Raw genomic sequence first — 21,211 nt, 5'->3', positions numbered from 1 at the left:
ATAGCCGTGTTTTTAATTCCTTAAGCCTGCCCCGCGTGCGGGGAAGGGGGACCATGCGCAGCATGGTGGAAGGGGCACATGGATTGGAGGTTTCTATGGACAAGCGTACAAGCATCCCCGCAAACGCGCTGATCTGGTTCGGCGCGGGGGTTTCACTGGCGGAGATTTTAACGGGCACATTCTTTGCGCCGCTCGGCTTTCGCGACGGCGGCATCGCCATCGTCGTCGGGCATATCATCGGCTGTGCGCTGCTTTTCCTCGCGGGTCTGATCGGCGCACGCACGCGCCGCAGTGCGATGGAGACGGTCAAGATGGCGTTCGGGGCGCGCGGCGGGCTACTCTTTGCCGCACTCAACGTCATGCAGCTCATTGGCTGGACGAGCATCATGATCTACGACGGAGCGCTTGCGGCAAACTCTGTGATGGATGCGGGGCATTGGCTCTGGTGTCTCGTCATCGGCGTGCTGATTATCGTTTGGATTCGGATCGGGATTCTGCGGATTGAGCGCGTGAACGCCGTCGCCATGACGGGGCTGTTTTTGCTCACCGTGCTTCTCTGCTCCGTTATCATGGGCGGGACGGGGGCTGCGGAGGGCTCTGCGGCAGGTGAGGCAATGAGCTTTGCGATGGCGCTTGAGCTCTCGATTGCGATGCCGCTCTCGTGGCTGCCGCTCATCTCGGACTACACGCGCGAGGCGGAGAAGCCCGTCGCCGCTGCCGCCATGAGCGCACTCGTCTACGGGCTTGTCAGCTGCTGGATGTACTTCATCGGCATGGGTGCGGCGATCCTCACGGGCGAATCGGACATCGCACAGATTATGCTGCACGCGGGACTTGGCGCAGCGGGGCTCGGTGTCGTCATCCTCTCGACCGTTACCACGACGTATCTCGATGCGTACTCGGCGGGCATTTCGAGCGAGAGCATCGTGTGCTCCGCCTCGGGGCGCAGTGTCGGTATCGGCGTGACCGTCCTCGGTGCGGTGGCGGCGATGCTCTACCCGATGGACGACATCACGGGCTTCCTCTACATCATCGGCTCGGTCTTTGCCCCGATGATCGCTGTCCAGATCGCAAGCTACTTCCTCCTGCGCGAGGATGCGGCGGGGCGCTCTGTCCACGTCGTCAACCTCGCTGTCTGGTTCATCGGCTTCCTCTGCTATCGCTATCTCATGACGCTCGACACGCCCGTCGGCAGCACACTGCCGACCATGGCAATCACGCTTTTGCTTGCACTCCTCGCAAATCGGGTGATGGGGAAGTGTAGACCGTAAATATTTTGGTGTAGGCATGTCCCACGCGAACGCTTAGTTGCGCAAGTGATCGCGTGCTCATTCGCCTAAATACCGGCGCACTTCTTAAACGCGCTACGCTTGAACGAAAGAAGTACGCCGGGGGCGAGTCGCACACTTTACTCACTTGCTCCACTAGGGTTCGCTTAGGGACATCGCCCTTCCTACCCCCAAAAAATCCTCCTACTATGAAAGGAACATCATGACATCATCAACCCTCGACCAAATCCGAGCGGCATCCCCGCTCGTCCACTGCATCACGAACTACGTCACCGTCAACGATGTCGCGAACGTCCTGCTCGCCATCGGTGCGCGCCCCATCATGGCGGACGATCCCGAGGAAGTGGAGGAGATCACCGCGCTTTGCGCAGGGCTCTGCCTCAACATCGGAACGCTGAATGCGCGCACCATCCCGAGCATGCTCTCGGCGGGAAAGCGTGCACGCGCTCTCGGACATCCCGTTGTCCTCGACCCCGTCGGCGCGGGTGCAAGCAGGCTGCGCACGGAAACTGCACTGCGCATCCTCCATGAGGTACGCCCGACCGTCATTCGCGGCAACATCTCCGAGATTCGGACGCTTGCCGTCGGGAGCGGTACGACACAGGGCGTCGATGCGGATGCGGCGGATGCCGTGACCGAGGAGAATCTTGCGGCGACGGCAGACTTCCTGCGTGCCTTTGCCGCACGTGCGGAGGCGATCGTCGTCGTTACGGGTGCCATCGACATTATGACGGATGGTGTGACCGTGTATACTGTCCGAAATGGGCGCCCCGAAATGGGGCTGGTCACGGGCACGGGCTGTCAGCTCTCCGCCCTCCTTGCGGCGGCTCTCGCTGTTGAGCCTCTGGGACTCCTCGCGGCAGTCGCCGAGACGGTCGCCCTTATGGACGTCGCAGGAGAGATCGCGTGGGCGCAGATGGGGGAGCGCGACGGCAACGCGACCTACCGGACGTGTATTATTGACAGTATTTATCGTATGACTGCGGAAGAACTCGCTGCGCGTATGAACATCACGAAGCTCTAGGGACAAAAGAAAATGCAGTACGCATGGCAAATCCGTAACAGGTGCTATAGACCAAAAACTCTGAGGAGGAAGCATGATGAAAATGCACACAGCACTCACGATCGCGGGCAGTGACTCAAGCGGCGGCGCGGGAATTCAGGCGGATCTCAAGACCATGACCGCGCACGGCGTCTACGGTATGAGCGCACTCACCGCGCTCACCGCGCAGAACACTACGGGCGTCACCGACATCCTCGCCGTCCCGCCCGCATTCCTTGCGGCGCAGCTCGATGCTGTGTTCACCGATATCCCGCCCGATGCGGTGAAGATCGGCATGGTCGCGGACGCCGCGCTCATCCGCGTGATTGCCGAGAAGCTGGACGAATACCATGCGCGGAACATCGTCGTCGACCCCGTCATGGTCGCGACCAGCGGCGCGCGCCTGATCAGCGAGGATGCAGTTGAGGCGCTCGTCTCACTGCTCCTGCCGCGTGCGACCATCATCACGCCGAACATCCCCGAGGCGGAGGTGCTCGCGGATACGGCAATCACCGACCGCAAGGGCATGACCGCGGCGGCGGCGCGTATCTATGAGCGCGCACACACAGCGGTGCTCATGAAGGGCGGACACAGCGTCGACGATGCGAACGATCTGCTCGTCGACGGTGCGGGCGCGCGTTGGTTCGAGGGGCGGCGCATTGCGACTGCGAACACGCACGGCACAGGCTGTACCCTCTCAAGTGCCATCGCCGCAAATCTCGCACGCGGCATGGACATCGACCGTGCCGTCGAACGTGCGAAGGCATACCTCTCGGGCGCACTTGCCGCAGGGCTTGACCTCGGAAAGGGGAGCGGTCCACTCGCGCATGGATTTGATCTGAGGAGCGAATTTATATGCTAGACACACGCACCCGCAAACTCACCCTCGCCGGCATCCTCGTTGCCGTCGCCGTGCTCGGCGGACTGTTCAGCATCCCCGTGCTCGGGAGCCGCTGCGCCCCCGTGCAGCACCTCGTCAACATCCTCGCCGCCGTATTCCTCGGTCCCCTCTGGGGCGTCGGCGTCGCATTCGCCGCGAGCCTTCTCAGGAACATCGCAGGGCTCGGCAGCCTCATGGCGTTCCCCGGCAGCATGATCGGTGCGCTCTCGTGCGGGCTCGCCTACCACTATACGAAGCGCCTCGGCATCACCTGCATCGCCGAGGCACTCGGCACCGGTATCCTCGGCGCACTCGCCGCCTATCCTGTCGCCGCCCTCCTCATGGGGCTGAACCCTGCGAGCTACACCGTCTACATCGTCCCCTTCCTCCTCTCCACGGGCGCGGGCAGCATCCTCGCCTACGTCCTCCTACGCTTTTTACTGCCGAAGATTCGGCGGGATGAATGACTTGTATGAAAACCTGTTGCGTGATATTCTATTTATAAGAAAGTGGGATATGCATGGAAAAGAAAATATATACTGCGGTTTTTCATCCTGAACCGGAGGCGGGAGGGTATTCTGTTTTTTTTTCCGATTTGCCGGGCTGTTATACACAGGGGGACACCATGCGAGAAGCCCTCTATATGGCGAGTGATGCACTCGGACTTTATCTCTATACGCTCAAAGCGGACAAGAAGCCCTTTCCGCCCGCGACCGACCCTGCTGACATTGTGACGCATGGGCGCGACTTCACTACACTCATCGAATGGGACGAGGAGGCGTATCTGCGCCGGACGGACAACCGTTCGGTGAAGAAGACCCTCACCATCCCTGCATGGATGGACACGCTCGCACGCGAGCACAACATCAACTTCTCTCAGCTCCTGCAGAACGCGATTCGTCGCGAATGCGGGATGGAGGCTTAATGGGCTTCCTGCAGCGAACACCGTTGTACAATATGCGCGAGTAGAGATCCGCGCCGCACCAATAGGCGCAAGGGATACAGCAATTTTTAACACAAACGGGCTACACTTGTGCGGCTCAAAATACATTCGCGCCGCAAACTGCCCTTTTCGATGAGATCCCGCAAGGGATTGCGCGGCGAGGATTTAAGCAACAGCCCCCCGCAAGGGGACGGAAACAAAAGGGATGAAGTCAACTCATACATCGTATTGATTTAAGCAACAGCCCCCCGCAAGGGGACGGAAACCACAGCCTTTTCAAGCTGAATAGCGAGCTGATTTTTTATTTAAGCAACAGCCCCCCGCAAGGGGACGGAAACCTTGTAGATGATACTGATGATGAGATTCTTACTGGAGTAATTTAAGCAACAGCCCCCCGCAAGGGGACGGAAACGCATCAAGCCGATAATCCTCTGAGGCTGAAATTGCATTGATTTAAGCAACAGCCCCCCGCAAGGGGACGGAAACTGATTCGTCAAGGGCTTCATACATTTCAACAAGCACATATTTAAGCAACAGCCCCCCGCAAGGGGACGGAAACGAGATAGCATTAAAGCATCTCAATAAACCATATGTATTTAAGCAACAGCCCCCCGCAAGGGGACGGAAACTTTTTAGCATTTTTATAGACAACTGCCTTTTCCTCTTATTTAAGCAACAGCCCCCCGCAAGGGGACGGAAGCACCCGTTTTAACAATTTCATAAGGGGGGCAGTGCGATGTTTGCATATATCACGGAGGAAGGGGCGTACGTTCAGAAGCGCGGTGGGAATTTCGTCATCGGACGCAACAATGAATGCGTGATGGAGATTCCCGAGGAGGTACTCGAATCGCTAACCCTAATCGACAGTGTGCAGGTGTCCTCACAGGCGATGGTGGAACTGCTGCGACTCGGTGTTCCGGTCACTTGGCTCTCGCGCACGGGGTTCTTCTTCGGACGGCTCGAGTCGACACGTCATGTGAATGTCTTCCGGCAGGAGCGACAGGTGCTCATGAAGGGCTCCGGCTTCTATCTCCGTATGGGCAGGAAGGTGATCGCGGCAAAGGTACACAACCAGCTCACGCTGCTACGCCGCTACAACCGAAACGCGGAACTCCCGGGGGTGCAACAGGCAATCGACGAGATTCTTGCCCTGCGTAAGCGCATCCCGCTCGCCGAGACGAGTGAGCAGTTGATGGGCTACGAGGGGGCGATTGCAAAGGTGTACTTTCGTGCACTGGGGCTTCTCGTACCGGAGGAGTTTGCCTTCATGAGGCGCAGTAAACGCCCTCCGCTCGATCCATTCAATGCAATGCTGAGTTTTGGCTATACGCTGCTGATGTATGATATCTATACAGCGCTCTCGAACGAGGGACTGCACCCGTATTTTGGCTTTCTCCATGCGTTGAAGAACCGTCATCCCGCACTTGCATCTGATCTGATGGAGGAGTGGCGTGCGGTCCTCGTGGATGCGATGGTGCTCTCGTTGGTGAGTCATCATGAGATCAAGCGCGAGCATTTCGCCGCGATGAAGGAGGATGAGCCGGGCATCATCCTGACGCGAGAAGGGCGGGCGATCTTTCTGCGCGCGTATGAGAAGAAGCTGCGGACGGCAAACCGCTATGTGGAGGGGAAGCATTCCTATCGTCGTACGCTCGCCTACCAGGCGCGGCAATATGCACAGGCACTGCTTGCGAAGAATGAGGAGATGTATGAACCGATCTCGCTGCGCTGAGGTGACTGCCATGATGGAGTACGAGGAAAATGAGTTCCTAGTGGAGGATGAGCGGCGTTACATTGTTCTGGTGATCTACGATATCACGGATAATCGCCGTCGTGCACGGATGGTGAAGTGTCTCGAGCGATATGGCATCCGCGTGCAGAAGTCTGCGTTCGAGGCGTTCCTGACGGAGAAGAAGTATGATCGTATGGTGGAACTGACGAGCGGTTTGATCGACCCCGCGACGGACTCGCTGCGGATCTATCTGCTCGCCAATCATACGTCGGTGCGCTCGTGGGGGATCGGAGACCGTCATGTCGAGGATGTTGTTATTTTTTAGAAAAAGCCAATCCGTTGTGTGTGAAATTTGTTCACAGCACGATGGGTTGGCTTTTGCTTTGAAGGAGATTTCTCTTTTTGAGCGAATTGTTAAAGCAATATGATACTGATAGAGAAGGGAGATGAGGCTATGGAGGATCTGTGTCAGCGGATCGAGCGAGCAGCACTGCTGCATGACATCGGCAAGCTTGTGCACCGGGCGAATGCAGCGGCGGGGACGCACTCTGCGGCAGGGGTGACGTTCCTTGCGCGGTTTGCAGAGGATGTGGACAGGGATATCCTGCGTGCGGTGGGACATCATCACGCGGAGGAACTGAAGAATCTGCGCACCGATGTGGACGACATCAGCTACATCGTCTATGAGGCGGACAATCTTGCGGCGGCAAGCGACCGACGTCTGACGGATGAGAGTGCGGGGGGATTCTCTGCTGCGGCAAATCTGCAATCGGTCTTTCATCTTTTCGGAGAGGGCGGCATGTCATCTGCAAAGGAGGCGTTCCATCTGTGTGCGCTCGATCCGGAGGGAACGGCGATACAGTTTCCGCATCCTGTGGATGAGATACAGGCAACGGAGGCAGAGTATCAGCGGCTTTATCAGACTCTGGAGACGAATTTCCGCAAAAAATCACCGATGCAGATGCAGGTCGGCGAGCTGCTGCGTGTACTCGAGGGGGTTCTGAGCTATGTGCCGTCCAGTACGGCGCGCGCAGAGGCGGCGGATATCTCGCTCTACGATCATGTTCGTCTGACGGCAGCATACGCGGCGGCGATGTATCGATACTTCGAGGCACACGGCATCACAGACTACCGCAGCTTTGCGGCGGGGAAGGAGGGGCGTGCGCTGCGTGAGACGGAGATGTATCTCCTCGTCTCGGGGGATGTGTCGGGCATCCAGCCGTTCATCTACGGGATTCCGTCGGGGGGCGCACTCAAGAGTCTGCGCGGACGTTCCTTTTATTTGGAAATCCTGCTTGAAAATGTGGTGGATGAGATTCTCGATGCGTGCGGGATCAGCCGCTCTGCGCTGCTCTATACGGGCGGTGGGCATTTCTATCTGCTGCTGCCGAATACGGACACGGTGACGGAGACGCTCTACCGTGCGCGCATGGAGATCAATGCGTGGCTCCTGCGACATTTCGGCACAGCACTCTATCTGGCGCTTTCGTGGACGCCGTGTGCGGCGGATGAGTTTCGTGCGCAGGAGGACGGCATCCATGGGACGCAGGCGGTGTTCCGTCGCGTGAGTGAGCTGCTCGCAGAGGAAAAGCTTTGTCGTTACTCGATGGAGCAGTTGGAGGCGCTCTTCACGCCGACGAGCGCACTGAACCGACTGCACGATGCGGCACGCGAGTGTGCGATTTGTCGTACGTCGACGACTGAGCTCACGCCCTACCGTGAGCCGGACGGCGTGGAGGCGTGCCCGATGTGCAATGCGCTCTATGCGTTCGGACAGCGCATCCTTGAGCAGGATGTGTTCTGTGTTGGGGTGCAGGGGGGCACGGATATGCTGCCGCTGCCGGGAATCGGACGGGAACTCTATCTCGCAGCGGAGTCGATAGAGCGTGTCGAGCGTCTGCCGCAGCCGCCGGAGCGGCTCTATATCAAGAACAAGGTCTATACGGGGGAGCGTCTCGCGACGCATCTCTGGCTGGGTGACTATACGGCGCGGGAGGATGGGCGTGTGATCGAGCTCGCGCATCTTGCTGCGCGGAGCGGTGGAGCGGAGGATGCGGCGGGCATTCGGAGGCTTGGCGTGCTCCGTGCGGATGTGGACAATCTCGGCGCGGCGTTCCTCGCGGGGTTTCCTGCGGCATACGCGACATTGACGAGAACGGCGGCGCTCTCTCGTCAGCTTTCGCTGTTCTTCAAATGTTATATCAATGCAATCTGCGCCGGGCAGCATGGGATGGAGCCGTTCTCGCTCTTTGGACGGGGGAAGAAGGCAGCGCGCGATGTGCATATTGTCTACTCCGGCGGCGATGATCTCTTTCTGCTTGGGGCGTGGGATGATATTGTGGAGATGGCAGTCGATCTGCGCCGTGCATTCCTGCGCTTTACGAGCGGCAAGCTGCACTTTTCGGCAGGGATTGGGTTCTTCAAGGAGAAATGTCCCGTGGCGGAGATGGCGCGTCAGACGGGGGCACTCGAGTCCCTTGCAAAGCGTCTGCCGGGCAAGGATGCAGTCGCGCTCTTCGGCGTGGAGCGGACGGGACGGATACCTACGGCGACCTATGAATGGAATGCGTTCATCGATGGGGTATGTGGGGAGAAGATGGCATTCCTCCGCACGCATTTTGCGTTTGAAGGAAATGAGCATGTGACTCGCGTGCCGCTCGGCAAGTCGAAGGCGTATCAGCTGCTGGGTCTGCTCGAGGCGGACGGACGCTCGATCGAGATTGCACGGTTCGCCTATGTATTGGCACGAATGGAGCGTGGTCTGCATTCTGAGGCGCGGCCCTCGTACGCACGGATTCGTACACAGCTCTATGCGTGGTATCGTGACGAAAGTGACCGCCGTCAGCTTTCGACGGCATTGCAGTTTATTATTTATAGTATGAGAGAGAAGGGAGTGCAGCCAGATGGCTGAGACGAGCGGTGTGCGCGATATTGCGCGGGAGGCGGAGAATGTCATTGTGCGGCTGGCAAAGGAGGGCAACGGACGGCTCTTTTTGACGACGAGTCAGATCCGCAAGTTCCTCGCGGCGGTGAATGCGCTGACGAATAAGATCACGGTATATCGCGCGCAGAATGACGGCGCGACTGCTCTCACAGAGGCGCTCGCGTCCGAGGTGAAGTATCTCAAGGTGAAGCTCGCCTATCAGGTGGGGCGGAATCCGCGGGCGGTACGTCCCTTTGTCGAGACGGCGCGCCTGACGGAGTGGATCGACGGGATCGGTACGAACATCCGCGCCTATGAGGATTTCGCACACTATGTAGAGGCGCTGGTCGCTTATCATAAATATCACGGCGGGAGGGACTGACGATGGAGCAGCAGAGCACACTCAAGGGAAAACTGGATATTCGGGCACGACTGCGCCTTGAGACGGGGCTGCACATCGGGGCATCCTCGGATTTCGCGCCGATCGGCGCGGTGGACAGTCCGTTCCTGCGCGATCCGATGACGAAGCGGCCGATCATTCCCGGCAGCTCGCTCAAGGGGAAGCTGCGCACGCTGCTTGCGCGCAGCATGACGGAGGGGTATATCCTGCATGATGTGTCTAAGGACTGCGCCGAGATCCGCCGTCTATTCGGCGCAGCAGCGAAGGGCGAGGCGGGCGGCAGACTGTCCCGTCTGCAGTTCTATGATCTTCGCATGAATGATGGATCGTCTGACCGCTTCGGCGCGATGGAGCTGGATACCTACATCGGCGAGGTAAAGTGGGAGAATACGATCGACCGCGTTACAGCGGCAGCGAATCCGCGCCAGATCGAACGTGTGCCGGCGGGGGCGGAGTTCGATTTCCGTCTGGTCTACAATATCGAGCATGAGGATGAGCTGATGGAGGATATGCGGCTCCTCGGTGAGGGGCTGCGGCTCCTGCAGATGGACTATCTCGGTGGGCATGGTTCGCGCGGGTATGGCAGGCTGTCACTGCGGGAGTTCTCCGTGGACTATTTCTCTCTGTCTGCGCCGGAGGCGGTCAGCGCGGAGCAGTGCAATGAGATTGCAGGACTGCTGGAGAAAGGCGGACGAGCGTCGTGAGCTATGTGATCTATCCGCTGCAGTTCGATACGGCGGTACATTTCGCACAGGCGGGGCGCGGCGGCAGACTCGATGAGGCGGGAACGGAGTATGGTGCGGACGCGCTCTTTTCCGCACTCTGCGCGGAGCTGGCGGCGACGGGCGAAATGGATGCACTCGCGCATTTGCACGAACGTGTGGCGGCGCGGGAGCTCCTTTTTTCGGATCTCCTGCCGTGGCGCGTGGATGCAGTCGGCGAAATGGAGTTCTATGTCCCGCGTCCCGTTCTGCGCATTGAGGGAACGGGTGAGGCGCGTGCGAACTTTGTAGAGACGTGTAGCCGTGCGACGGAACGCAAGAAGCAGAAGTCGATGAAGTATCTGCGTGCAAGCTGCATGGCGGACTATGTGGATGCGATGCGGACGGGAGCTCCCTTTTCGTCTGCGGCGGAGTTCGGTACGGCATCGCTGCGTCAGCGTGTGAACACGCGGGAGGCAGAGCCGCTGCCCTACTATGTGGGACAGTTCGACTTCCATAGGGATGCGGGGCTGTATCTCCTCGCCTATGTACATCATGCAGAGGATGCAGACTTTTTGCGTGAGCTGCTTATATGGCTGGGGCTTTCGGGCATTGGCGGGAAGCGAACGAGCGGCTTTGGCAAATTTCATATTGCGGAGGATGAGATCGTGCTCGATGCGGACGGCATCTATGCGGACGATGCGGCGCTCTATGCGTTGCTCCATGCGGCGGATGCGCCGTGGCAGATGACGATTGCGCCTGTTGTGCCGGCAGCGGAGGAGCTTCCGCGTGTGAAGGATGGGGCGTATCGTTTGCGTCGTACGGGTGGTTTCATCACGGCGCCAGCGCACGAGGCAGAGAAGAAGAACAGCATCTATCTCATCGACGCGGGTTCGTGTCTGCGCACGCGCATCGGCGGTTCGCTTGCAGAGCTTTGCACATATGACGGACATCCTGTGTGGCGTTACGGCTTCGGACTCTATCTGGGGGTGACGGCATGAAGGAACAGATCGTTCGGCAGGAATATGAGCTGACCTGTATTGCGCCCGTGCATACGGGCTCAGGGGAGAAACGACGCGCGTTCGAGTATCTCTATGACAGCAGGAAGAACGAGGTCGCATTCCCCAATGAATCGAAGTGGATTGTGCTCCTCGCACAGTGCGGTCTGATGGACGACTTTGCCCGTGCGATCGAGCATGGGGCGTTTCGTGAGAAGAGTCTGCGCGAATGGCTGCTGGCAAATGGGGTGAAGGAGGGCGCGCTGCGCTCCATCGTGCTGCGGAAGGCAGCGACTCCGGATCTGATGACGACAGCGCGGGGACGGAGAAGTCTTAATGATATTGTCTGTCAGACGACACACGCGGACGGGCGCCCCTACATCCCCGGCAGTACGATTAAGGGGGCGCTCCGCACGGGACTGCTCTACGGCGCAGTCCGGCGTGATCCGATGCGGTTTCGCTCTTTCTGGGCGCGGATCCGCGCGGAGGCGGGGGCTTTGAGGGATAAGAAAAAGGCGTGGTCGCGTATCATCGAGGAGATGGAACGGACGACACTGCATACGCTTGCACTGCCCGGCGCGAAGGCAAGCGATGCGGTGAGCAGCGCTCTGCGCGGACTGCGTGTGAGTGATGCCGTCGGCACGGGCGCGATGGATACGATCGTCCTGCAAAAGGTGGATGCGACGACGAAGCGGAACAAGGCGGGGAAGAATGAAAGCCGACTGCCGCTCTTTCGCGAGTGTATTCCGGCGGGGCGGACGCTGCGTTTCTCCATCACGGCGGATCTTGCAATGCTTGAGACAGCAGGCATCATGTCACTCGATCAGGTGATGGAGTCGCTGCGTGACTATACGTCGGATGGTCTGCGGCTGCAGAAACAGGTATTCCTGCCCATGAATCCGCGCTTTTATCAGCCACTGTTCGAGGAGGCGGAGACGGCGGATATGCTTCTCGGCGGCGGTACGGGATTCCTCGCAAAGACACTGGTCTATGCGCTTGCGGATAGTGACGAGGAGGCGCGGGAATTCATCGCCGCCTATCTGGATGAGGCATTCACCGAGCGCAAGGGTGGACGCGTTGAGCCGAAGCATCGGCACAAGCAGTTCGACCGCACCCTCTCGCCGCGTACCTTGAAGCGTGCCGTCATGGGGCAGGATGACTGGATTATGGGACTCTGTGCGCTCAGGAGGGTGGGCGATGTTTCGGCGGTTTGAGGCAGAGCTTGTCCTCCCTGCAGGACAGCGCGCCTCCTCCGCGATGGGATCCGTCCTGCATGGGGCGCTGATGGAGCGGCTGCCCGCCGATGTGGCAGAGTTCCTGCATACGCAGAATTTGCGCCCCTACAGTCAGAGTGTACACTATGAGAAAGAGTCAGAGCGTACACTCTGGCGGATCAACACGCTCACGGATGAGATGGGGGCGATTGTTGAGGGACTGCTCGGAGAAGCAGAGGCGATATATCTGCGGCAGAAGGGCTATGCAATCTCCATACAGAATTTCTGCTGCGTGGCAGAGATGGATGATGTGGCACTTGCTGACCGGTATTTTCTTCCCGATGATGCGCCGCGCGGTGCGGAGCTTACCTTTCGGACAATGACGGCGTTCAAACGTGACGGACAGTATGTCCTCCTGCCGGAAATCTATCTGATCGTACAGAGTCTCCTTGCACGCTGGGCGCTTTATTGTCCGCAGGTGCGGATAGAGGCGGAGGATCTCGCACAGCAGCTCGGTGCTGCATGTCGGATCAGTCAGTACGCCCTGCGCACGGCGGGATTTTCCGTGGACGGACATACGCTGCGCGGCTTTCGCGGAACGCTTTCCATGGGCTTTACGGGGACAGACAGCGTGCGGCGTATTCTGGGGATGCTCATGGAGTTCGCGCCATATGCGGGCGTCGGGATCAAGACAGCGCTTGGCATGGGGGCGGTGGATGCAGATGTTTGGAAGAGGCGATAAGATGGAGCATATTTTGTTCTCGCCGCTCGGGGACACCGACCCCGTTCGCGGCTGCTATGATGGTGCGATGCTGCATATCCTGCGGCACTATCAGCCGGAGCGCGTCGTGCTCTTTTATACGCAGGATATGGCGGAGAAGGAGCACCGCGACCACCGCTATACGCGTGCGATCCACCGCACGGCTTTCGACTGTGTGATCGAGGAAATCTTCACGGACATACAGGAGGCACATCTCTATGAGTCCTTCAGTCAGATTCTGCCGCAGGAGGTTCTGCGGCTTCGTTCGGAGAATCAGGGGGCGCAGATCCTCCTGAATCTGAGTTCGGGAACACCACAGATGAAGACCGTCCTTGCGATGCTCGCGGCAGACATGGAGAACTGTGTCGGCATACAGGTTGCCGCGCCCTCCCGTACCTCGAATCGTGCGAACGAGGCGACGCAGGACGCGGAGGATATCGACGCACTGCTTGAGAACAATTTCGACGAGGAGGAGGGAGCAGAGAACCGCTGTGATGAGCCACCTCTTGGGATCTTTCGCTACTACGCGGAGCGCAGCCGCATCCGATCGCTGATCGAGAGCTATGAGTACGCAGCAGCGCTCAAGATTGCGCGGCGCAGTCCGCTTGTGCCGCCGGAAGCGTCGCTACTCCTCTCTCATGCGGAACAGCGCAGTATGCTCCTGACGGAGGAAGCAAAGGCCATCTTGCGTGAGTACAGAGGAAAGAAGCTCTTTCCCTTCATCGGGAAAACGGAGGAGCTGGTTGAATACTTCCTCATGATGCAGATCGATCAGGAAACGGGGCGGCTGTCGAATCTGATGCTGCGCATGATCCCGTTTCTCTATGAATTCCTCAGGGAGTATACCGCGAAGAACCTGACCATCCCAATTCGTGCTCTGTGTGAGCCACGCAATGGTGTTCGCTGTCTCGCGCGGGAACGGCTTGCCGCGCAGGAGAAGGAGCTGCTTGCCGCACTGGAGCGGGAATTCCCCTACGGCTATCGAGATCAGCCACTTTCATTTTACCTCTTGTCCCTTTGCTGTGCTTATGCGGGGAAGGCACAGCGTGTTCGTGACGCGGATCTGCACGCGGAGGTCATGGCGGAACTGGAATCTATTGCAGATATTCGCAAACTGCGCAACGAGGCGGCGCATGAGATGGTGAATGTGACGGAAGAACGGTTCCGCCAGAAGATAGGCATGGGATCGCAGGAGGTACTGAGCTGCTTCTGCCGCATGCTTGCGCTTGTTTATGGGGATAAGGTGCGCGCGATGCGCAGCACCTATCGTGATCTCAATGCATGGATTGGACAGGCACTTGAAGTTCATGCATAGGGAAGCACTGATAAATTCGGCACGACCATCTTGACGCATCTTTTTCGCCCGCTTATCGTTGGAAAATCCTCCACAGAGCACTACTCTGCGTCCGATTTGCCTCCTCAATCGGACTGCAATTTAGGGCTATCATTTTTTAGCGTCCAAAGGCGGGCTCTATGATAAATGTTACGGAGACACTCTAAGGTCGATGTAGCATTGCAAAATGATAAATGTTACGAAGATACCTTGAGTATCATCGTAGCATTTATTTTTTTGCCTGAAAGGAGGGATAAGAGAATGATGCGGATTAAGGATTTTCTTGAGTATGTCTCCTTACTGCCGGAGGATTGTATCGAAGTAAAAATCCTACCCTTCCTTTGTCGCGATTATCTTAACACACGGGACATGACACTGTCACATGGCAAATCCTTCCATTGATTCCATCTGCACGGCTGTGATACACTCATTTCGTAAAACACGTTCAGGGCACACTTAGGAGTTTCTATTTCATTTCCCTTATAGGAAAATTAAACAGAAACTCAACCGCACAAAATTTCTTGCAGTCACTTTGAAAACCCTACGGCTTTTCTTTTTCTCGCTCACCTACGCTCGCTGAACCTTCGGTTGAGAATCGCGGATCCCCTGCGAAAGGAAAAAGTGCATGGCAAGCTACCATTTTGAACTCAAGTCCGACAAAAAACCAAGCGGTGTTTCGATCAAGGCGGGCAGTCACATCTCCTACATCAACCGTGAGGGAAAGTTTCAAAACATCGACGCAAATACGGAACTCCGTGCCGATGTTCACAGCTATCGCAGTACGATTTCCGGAACGCATCCGATCCTTCCATTGCCGCATCAACCGGTGCTGCTCTACAGCAGTCCTTTTGGGAAAATCAAACTCGACGCACAGGGAATCCACGTCACCAAGAACGCTTCGCCTCAGACCGTCGGGATCGCCCTTGCTGCCGCGCAGCGCATCTTTGGTGAGGAGCTTTCCCTCGAAGGGACAGAAAAATTTCAGGAAGAGGCACTCATCACTGTCCGTGATCTGAATCTTGATGTTCATTTCACAGACAGAGCGCTTGAAAAGAAAAATATCGCAAACCGAAAGGAACGTGAAGAAATTGAACGGGGACGAGGAGATGGAGCTCGCGAAGCTGGTGGACGAATTGGACGGAATGGATTCGGAGATTTCTCTGGACGAACCAAAGGAAGGGCAGGAGAAGTCGATGGACATAGCGGGAACTTCCTCGCCCTCTCCCCCTCCTTCGGCATATCCAAGTCCGACACTCATCAACCTACCCTCGACGAAATTGCCAAAAAAGGACTTCTCCTGCATGTACTGCCCGGCGGGAATGTGGGCACTAAAGGGCGACGCACTCCTGTGTTTTTGTCGGATGATGTCAAGCGTCAGCTATACCTCCGAGGAGGAGGACGGGAGACCCGTCTGGCTCTGCGATGGACTCACGCTCGCGCAAGAAGGCGCGATGTAGAACGCACAGCAGATGCCATCTTGGAGGTTCTTCAAAAGGGTACAAACAGCACATTCGCTTCCTCGCACCTACAGTACATCAACCGCGAGGCGGCGCACGAAATGCGCGGTGGCTGCGTTGCAACGGGACACCAAATGCCGAGATGGGCAGAGGATTCGCCGCTGAAATTCTTCCACGCGGCAGATCGTTACGAACGTGCGAACGGTGAGCGTTACAAAGAAATCATCTTCGCACTTCCGAACGAATTAAACCTTGCGCAGCAGAAAGAAATCCTCGACGAATTTCTTTCCAAACACCTCGCGGATCATTATTATGCATGGGCGATTCATGAAAAGGTCGGCACGCTTTCCTTCGGGGAACGGCAGCCGCACGTTCACATCATGTTCTCGACACGCGAGATCGACGCACAGGAACGGCAGCAGGAGCGAACGCCGGAGAAGTTTTTCGGGCGTGCGAATCGGAAGCATCCCGCCAAGGGGGGCTGCGCCAAAGCAGAGAAATGGGTTGGCAAAAACAGGAAAGACTATCTCCTGCACTTACGCGAGGACTTTGCGAAAATCCAGAACGACGTTCTTGAAAAATACGGTGTCCCCGTCCGCGTCGATCATCGAACACTCAAGGCGCAGCAGGAGGACGCACTGCGGCGCGGCGATCACGTTCTTGCTGAACTCCTCGACCGAATTCCGGAAACAGACTTCGCCGTTTCCCTCGACGATATTTTGAAAAAGAACGCACGCGTGGAACGCTTTCATCGGCTGCGTGCGCTCAATGACCGCTACAGGAATCTTGTCAGTGCGAAAAATCTTGCCGCCGATCGTATTCGGCAGAGCAAAGCAGAAGAGCTTTTTGAGAATCTGCTCGATGAATACAACAACCTGCAAGACCATCTGCCGGAGGATGTACGCAAAGACCTAGGGGACGCGCATCGTGATCTGATTGCGACCGAAACGACCGTCCTTTGGGGCGATGCGGCACAGGAACAGGCGCGTCTTTCCTTCATGGAGGAAGAGACGCGCACGCTCTGGCATGATATGAAAGCGGTGCGGAAAGAACTGCTTGACCTGCGTGCGCTCGCGGCAGGTGTTCAGGCGGCAGAAAAGAACGCGGGGGACGAGGAGCATGCTGCCGGGGATCTGCTGCCCGTACTCGAAAAAAGGATTGCCGCAGCGCAGAAAAAGTATCAGCGGCTTGCAAAAAAGTTGCAACCGGAGATGCGCAAATTATCCGCACGCGGAACCGCACGGAACATAGAGATGCGTGTCAATCAGCTGCTCTTTGAAAACGAACTTGCAAAGAAACGCTTCGAGAAACGGCTGCGGGATTTTGCACAGACCATCGAAACGGCAAAGAAAAATCTGCGCAAGGAGCAGGAGCCACAGAGCTTTTCCCTCGCCGATGTCGTTCGTATCCTCGCCGAGGCAAAGAGGCATACGGATGCTGCTGTCGTCGAAAAGCGCAAGGAACTTGCGGCGGCGCAGAAGGATGTTCTAACGTCGGAGCGTGCCGAACTCATCGCACAGAACATCTTCGCGGGAGGTGCATGGAAGGAACTGCGTGCACGCGAGAACTCTCATCGCAAACAGGAACAGTATTACAAGAACGATGTGGAGGCGTGGAAGAAGGATCGCAGCGCATTCGACAAAAAGGAAGCCCCCGGCTTCTTCGCCTCATCCGCTGCAAAAAAAGCACACAAGGAGGAAGAGAATGCACTTGAGGAGCGACGTAGCGCACTCCTTGAGCGAAAAGAGAACCTCACAAAGGAAGCTGCCGAACTCGCACGGATGCGCAGCGAACTCACCGAACGGTGCAGCACACCCAAGGCAGTGAAAAAGATTGCGAGCATCGCGGCGGGTGTCATGGAGCGCAATAAGCCGTTTGCGGCAAAGGCGTCGAAGATCGCAGCGGAGCTTGCTGCCATGACAAAGGAAAGCGCGGAGCTGGGCAAAGAAAAATCCGCTGCCGACCGGCAGCGGAAAAGCGAAGGAGACGGGGCACGTTACATTGCCGCACCGTCGAGCGGCAGCGGCGGCGCACGCAGAACACCGCTCCAAGCAGCACGCACGATTGCAAAAGGGATCAGAGATCCCCAATATGCGGCACTCGTCGCACGCAGCAAGGACAGCCGCATGGGAGAAAACTGGATGCTCGTGTCGGAGATGGAGAAGGACGAAATCCTCGCCGAGAGCGCAAAAGGGAGATAGGCGCAGCGTGTTGACAGCGGGAAGATTTTTGCTTTAAGATAGTTATGGAAGACGAGAAAGGAGTGATTGCCTTGGAACTGCACACCTATAACGATTACCTGCGCGATCTCTTGAAGGATGCCCCCTGTATCCTTGCCTATGATACGGCTGCGGACTATCTGGGGCTGTCCAATGGGAGCAGTTTTCACGAAACTGCCCACATCTATGTGCAGTCACCATTGCACATAGACGGAACAACAGAGCATCTCATTCGCTCTTTCTCCGCTGTGGAACATGAACGTCGAAATGGGCTGCTCTGCACGACCGTCAACCAGACCATCAACGATCTTCTGCGTGCGGATGGAGATAATCAGGTCATACAGGAAAGTTTGGCGGACGTATATTTTTCCAACGGAGAATCCTTTGATTCCTTGCAGATTGAGCAAGACCTTCTTCCCCGCTTCGAGAAATACAAAGTATGGGCAATGGAATACTATGACGAGGAATGAAGCATGAACGAAAACGAACAACTCATGATGAAGGTCATGGCAGAACTCACACGCGCGAAAGCCCCTATCATTTTCAAAGGGGCAATGAATCTGAATTTGGCACTGCTGGAAGCTCCGCCCATCTCAGTACACCGTATCACACACGATATTGACGGTGATTGGCTGGGAGGAAAGCCCACCGCTGAGACGATGCGCGAGGTGCTGGAAAAAGCCGTTCGGCGTGTCGATCCGAGTCTATCTGTTGTCGTTTTTCGTGAACCGGCAGAAGAAAAATCTGCGGGATTCCGAATTTTAGACGCCAACAAAGAACGTGTATTCAAGGTGGATTTTGGACAACGCAGCCATCCTTTTTATCAGAACTATCAAATCTCCTATCAAGGTCAGCCGCTCTATATTCGCGGCGCAACGCTGCAAAAAATGCTCTCGGATAAGATTTGTGCCATCGCCAGCCCGAAGGTCTTCCGCAGGGCAAAGGATCTTGTGGATGTCTATATCCTATCGCATTGCAAGGATATTAACCTGCTGGACGTTCACCGCCTGATCCATGCGGGTGGTCGCACCCTCGGAACTTTTGAGGAGTTCCGCACGAGGCAGGAGGATTTGAAGCACGCCTACGAAAAATTGGCGAATGTCGAAAACAAGCCGGAGTTCTCTGCGCTATATGGGCGATTGGAGAAGTTTCTCGCCCCCTTTGCAGAGAAAAACCTGCGCCCGCTCGCATGGACGGGCGAAAAGTGGGACGTACCGCAAAGAACACAGGAAAACAGCAAGAACATAGGACGATAAGAGGGTCTGCCCGTACTGGGGGCAGACCCTCTTATCGTATATACCACAATGTCCTTCCTAGCGTGCTGCGCTGATCGCAGCGCCCTGTCCCCTTTCCCGTTCGCGCTCTGCCGATGTGTCGCGCGCGAGCTTCGTCCCATAGGCACGGTCGCCCGAGATGATCGCATAGGGACTGTTGCGTTGGATTGCCCCCGCGATGCGCGGGAACGGGACACCCGCCTCCAGCTGCGTCTTTGCAAAGAGCGCATCCGCATCATGCCAGCCCTTTTGATCGGTCGGGCGCAGACTGGACAGCCCGCAGAGAAATGCACGCTCCCCGTCGCCGACCCGTTTGATAAGGAAGCCGTCAAGGCAAGTGGCTACGAACGCCGCAAGCCCCTCGGATTTGTGCCGTTTGAATAGGGCGCAGTTGCCTCGCTTCCCCGTTCGCGGTATAATTGGAACAGGAGGCGAGGATAATGGAGAAGATGAGCTATAAGTATAACCCGTCGGATTATGACGAGGTGCTTTGCGAGTATATGACGGCGTTTTATCGGGCGTATGAGGAGAAGAACCGTGTTTTTATGATTTCTGAAATGGGGCATCTCTTTTCCGAAACGAAATATGCCATGAAAGAAGGGGATATTTCGTCAAGCGACCGTGAGGAAATGCTGACGTATTTTGGGGAGCTGCTTTATGGTTGATCTGCGTGATGTGAAATGGCTGCCGAACCGCTTCGGCGGCTCTGAGAGTAAATGGACAATGGAGTATGAGGGAAAACTCTACATGGTGAAGTTTCCCGACCCGAACCGCGCGCCAAAGCAGACGGCGCTGAGTTATATCAACAATCATTATTCGGAGTACATTGGCTGTCACGTCTTTCAAATGCTTGGGATTCCCGCTCAAAATACCTTTTTGGGACGCGGAACGCCGCCCAACAGCAAGAGAGAGAAGACTGTTGTTGCCTGTGAGGTGTTTTGTCAGGACAAGCCCGGCTGCCTGATTGAGTTCAGCAAGTTTCTTCTGCATGAAACGGATAGTCAGAAACGCAAAAAGACAACGCTTGAAGATGTGATGCACGTCATTGATGAAGATGTAACCATCAAGAACAAGCCGCAGATAAAAAATTTCTTCTGGGATATGTTTGTCGTAGATGCTCTGCTTGGTAATGGCGACCGGCACTTAGATAACTGGGGGATGATACAAGGGGCTGACGGTTCACTGTCCCCTGCCCCCGTATATGATTGCGGCTCGGCACTTTCTCCCTTATACTCCGATGAACAAAAAACAACGCTTTTGGAAGACAGCGCAGGTTTTAAGAATACGGAATACAATCTGTGTTCCGCATATCGGTATCACGGACGGCGTGTTCATTATCACGAAATCTTCAAGAGTCCTCCGGAAGACCTGCGTCGTGCCATTCAGCGCATTGTGCCACGGATCAAGGCGGCATCCGCACGGATTGACGACCTCATCGACCGCACAGAAGGGCTTTCGGACATCTCCAAAGAGTATATGAAAAAGTCCCTCGCCCTGCGCAGGGAGCAGATCCTCCTTCCGTCGCTCAAGAAGTGCAACGAAAAAGATCAAACGGCTGAGCGCGGCACGGGCAGATAACTCAACATACAATGAACTGCAAGCTGTAAAGTTTGCAGTTTTTTCATTCTGTAAGCCCTTATACTTTAGGGGAGGAGGCTGGCAGAATGACAAGCGTACACACACTTATCGAGGAGCGCGACAGGTTCTATTCCGATCTGCGCTTTAACAAAAACAGATTCATCGACTTTCTCGGTGCAATGGCAAAGCACTATCGCCACCCAATCCACACGCAGATCGGGCTATTCTTTCATGGCAGCGCAGCGGGCGCGGCGTATGCGTCCCCTGCAACATGGGAATCCTTGCATACCAAAATTGATGAGCGAGCGCACGGTGTTCCCGTACTTGCCGGTGTCAAAGAAAAGGAGGAAGTGCAGTATTTTTACCCCAATGCGCCGTAAAGCCCCGCCCTTTAGGGCTGGGGATATAAGGCGCGTCCGCCGAATTTGCGCAAGCATTTGAAGGCGGACAAATGTTTTTCGTTTCTCC

22 protein-coding genes, 1 pseudogene and 1 CRISPR repeat array are annotated in these 21,211 nt (G+C 56.6%); all 23 genes and pseudogenes read left to right on the top strand.

The window, feature by feature from the left end:
- Positions 1–95 precede the first annotated feature (95 nt).
- The 23 genes and pseudogenes from cytX (at position 96) to HMPREF9081_RS01215 (ending at position 21,123) form a co-directional block, all read left to right on the top strand.
- The gene (gene cytX / locus HMPREF9081_RS01325; RefSeq protein ID WP_040394197.1) at positions 96–1,271 is read left to right on the top strand and encodes a putative hydroxymethylpyrimidine transporter CytX; all 1,176 of its coding nucleotides are present in this window, start codon (positions 96–98) and stop codon (positions 1,269–1,271) included.
- Between the two features lie 220 nt (positions 1,272–1,491).
- Positions 1,492–2,313: a hydroxyethylthiazole kinase gene (gene thiM, locus HMPREF9081_RS01320; protein WP_006305083.1), complete on the top strand. Its 822-nt coding sequence runs from the start codon at positions 1,492–1,494 to the stop codon at positions 2,311–2,313.
- 73 nt (positions 2,314–2,386) lie between these two features.
- Positions 2,387–3,193 (top strand): bifunctional hydroxymethylpyrimidine kinase/phosphomethylpyrimidine kinase, encoded by an 807-nt coding sequence (thiD, locus tag HMPREF9081_RS01315; protein ID WP_006305082.1) that lies wholly within the window; start codon positions 2,387–2,389, stop codon positions 3,191–3,193.
- Positions 3,187–3,678 (top strand): energy coupling factor transporter S component ThiW, encoded by a 492-nt coding sequence (gene thiW / locus HMPREF9081_RS01310; RefSeq protein ID WP_006305081.1) that lies wholly within the window; start codon positions 3,187–3,189, stop codon positions 3,676–3,678. The genes thiD and thiW overlap by 7 nt, the downstream gene beginning before the upstream one ends.
- 53 nt (positions 3,679–3,731) lie before the next feature.
- Positions 3,732–4,136: a type II toxin-antitoxin system HicB family antitoxin gene (locus HMPREF9081_RS01305; RefSeq protein WP_006305080.1), complete on the top strand. Its 405-nt coding sequence runs from the start codon at positions 3,732–3,734 to the stop codon at positions 4,134–4,136.
- A 181-nt stretch (positions 4,137–4,317) separates the two neighbouring features.
- Positions 4,318–4,855: direct repeats of the CRISPR family, unit length 35 nt; unit sequence ATTTAAGCAACAGCCCCCCGCAAGGGGACGGAAAC.
- A 35-nt stretch (positions 4,856–4,890) separates the two neighbouring features.
- On the top strand, positions 4,891–5,886 hold the full coding sequence (gene cas1 / locus HMPREF9081_RS01300) for a CRISPR-associated endonuclease Cas1 (protein WP_006305078.1): 996 nt from the start codon (positions 4,891–4,893) through the stop codon (positions 5,884–5,886).
- The gene (gene cas2 / locus HMPREF9081_RS01295; RefSeq protein WP_245529829.1) at positions 5,864–6,211 is read left to right on the top strand and encodes a CRISPR-associated endonuclease Cas2; all 348 of its coding nucleotides are present in this window, start codon (positions 5,864–5,866) and stop codon (positions 6,209–6,211) included. Before cas1 ends, cas2 begins: the two co-directional genes overlap by 23 nt.
- A 129-nt stretch (positions 6,212–6,340) precedes the next feature.
- The gene (gene cas10, locus HMPREF9081_RS01290) at positions 6,341–8,797 is read left to right on the top strand and encodes a type III-A CRISPR-associated protein Cas10/Csm1 (RefSeq protein ID WP_040394195.1); all 2,457 of its coding nucleotides are present in this window, start codon (positions 6,341–6,343) and stop codon (positions 8,795–8,797) included.
- Complete coding sequence (gene csm2, locus HMPREF9081_RS01285) at positions 8,790–9,191, top strand: type III-A CRISPR-associated protein Csm2 (RefSeq protein ID WP_006305075.1); 402 nt, start codon at positions 8,790–8,792, stop codon at positions 9,189–9,191. The genes cas10 and csm2 overlap by 8 nt, the downstream gene beginning before the upstream one ends.
- Before the next feature lie 2 nt (positions 9,192–9,193).
- Positions 9,194–9,913 (top strand): type III-A CRISPR-associated RAMP protein Csm3, encoded by a 720-nt coding sequence (gene csm3, locus HMPREF9081_RS01280; protein WP_006305074.1) that lies wholly within the window; start codon positions 9,194–9,196, stop codon positions 9,911–9,913.
- On the top strand, positions 9,910–10,911 hold the full coding sequence (gene csm4, locus HMPREF9081_RS01275) for a type III-A CRISPR-associated RAMP protein Csm4 (RefSeq protein WP_006305073.1): 1,002 nt from the start codon (positions 9,910–9,912) through the stop codon (positions 10,909–10,911). Before csm3 ends, csm4 begins: the two co-directional genes overlap by 4 nt.
- The gene (gene csm5 / locus HMPREF9081_RS01270) at positions 10,908–12,122 is read left to right on the top strand and encodes a type III-A CRISPR-associated RAMP protein Csm5 (protein ID WP_006305072.1); all 1,215 of its coding nucleotides are present in this window, start codon (positions 10,908–10,910) and stop codon (positions 12,120–12,122) included. Before csm4 ends, csm5 begins: the two co-directional genes overlap by 4 nt.
- Entirely contained in the window at positions 12,106–12,864 is a 759-nt protein-coding gene (cas6, locus tag HMPREF9081_RS01265; RefSeq protein WP_006305071.1) for a CRISPR system precrRNA processing endoribonuclease RAMP protein Cas6, read from the top strand. Before csm5 ends, cas6 begins: the two co-directional genes overlap by 17 nt.
- 1 nt (position 12,865) lies before the next feature.
- The gene (csm6, locus tag HMPREF9081_RS01260) at positions 12,866–14,197 is read left to right on the top strand and encodes a type III-A CRISPR-associated CARF protein Csm6 (RefSeq protein WP_154647269.1); all 1,332 of its coding nucleotides are present in this window, start codon (positions 12,866–12,868) and stop codon (positions 14,195–14,197) included.
- Between the two features lie 643 nt (positions 14,198–14,840).
- Positions 14,841–15,212 (top strand): annotated as a pseudogene (locus HMPREF9081_RS14770) (hypothetical protein); the annotation flags it as partial.
- An 82-nt stretch (positions 15,213–15,294) separates the two neighbouring features.
- Positions 15,295–15,672: a hypothetical protein gene (locus tag HMPREF9081_RS14250; RefSeq protein WP_245529827.1), complete on the top strand. Its 378-nt coding sequence runs from the start codon at positions 15,295–15,297 to the stop codon at positions 15,670–15,672.
- A 20-nt stretch (positions 15,673–15,692) separates the two neighbouring features.
- Positions 15,693–17,873, top strand: a complete 2,181-nt coding sequence (locus HMPREF9081_RS12695; RefSeq protein ID WP_006305066.1) for a MobA/MobL family protein — start codon at positions 15,693–15,695, stop codon at positions 17,871–17,873.
- Positions 17,874–17,917: 44 nt separating this feature from the next.
- Positions 17,918–18,361: a hypothetical protein gene (locus tag HMPREF9081_RS01240; RefSeq protein WP_006305065.1), complete on the top strand. Its 444-nt coding sequence runs from the start codon at positions 17,918–17,920 to the stop codon at positions 18,359–18,361.
- Between the two features lie 3 nt (positions 18,362–18,364).
- Positions 18,365–19,147 (top strand): nucleotidyl transferase AbiEii/AbiGii toxin family protein, encoded by a 783-nt coding sequence (locus HMPREF9081_RS01235; RefSeq protein WP_006305064.1) that lies wholly within the window; start codon positions 18,365–18,367, stop codon positions 19,145–19,147.
- A gap of 255 nt (positions 19,148–19,402) precedes the next feature.
- Complete coding sequence (locus tag HMPREF9081_RS13740; RefSeq protein ID WP_154647268.1) at positions 19,403–19,549, top strand: hypothetical protein; 147 nt, start codon at positions 19,403–19,405, stop codon at positions 19,547–19,549.
- 65 nt (positions 19,550–19,614) lie between these two features.
- Complete coding sequence (locus HMPREF9081_RS01225) at positions 19,615–19,830, top strand: hypothetical protein (protein WP_040395335.1); 216 nt, start codon at positions 19,615–19,617, stop codon at positions 19,828–19,830.
- Positions 19,823–20,743 (top strand): HipA domain-containing protein, encoded by a 921-nt coding sequence (locus tag HMPREF9081_RS01220; protein ID WP_006305061.1) that lies wholly within the window; start codon positions 19,823–19,825, stop codon positions 20,741–20,743. Before HMPREF9081_RS01225 ends, HMPREF9081_RS01220 begins: the two co-directional genes overlap by 8 nt.
- An 86-nt stretch (positions 20,744–20,829) precedes the next feature.
- The gene (locus HMPREF9081_RS01215; RefSeq protein WP_006305060.1) at positions 20,830–21,123 is read left to right on the top strand and encodes a hypothetical protein; all 294 of its coding nucleotides are present in this window, start codon (positions 20,830–20,832) and stop codon (positions 21,121–21,123) included.
- The last annotated feature ends 88 nt before the right edge of the window (positions 21,124–21,211 follow it).

The sequence above is a fragment of the Centipeda periodontii DSM 2778 genome (assembly GCF_000213975.1).
GTDB classification, from domain to species: Bacteria; Bacillota; Negativicutes; order Selenomonadales; family Selenomonadaceae; genus Centipeda; species Centipeda periodontii.
The sequence above is the reverse complement of the archived record's forward strand: the minus strand, read 5'-3'. Positions and strand labels throughout refer to the sequence as shown.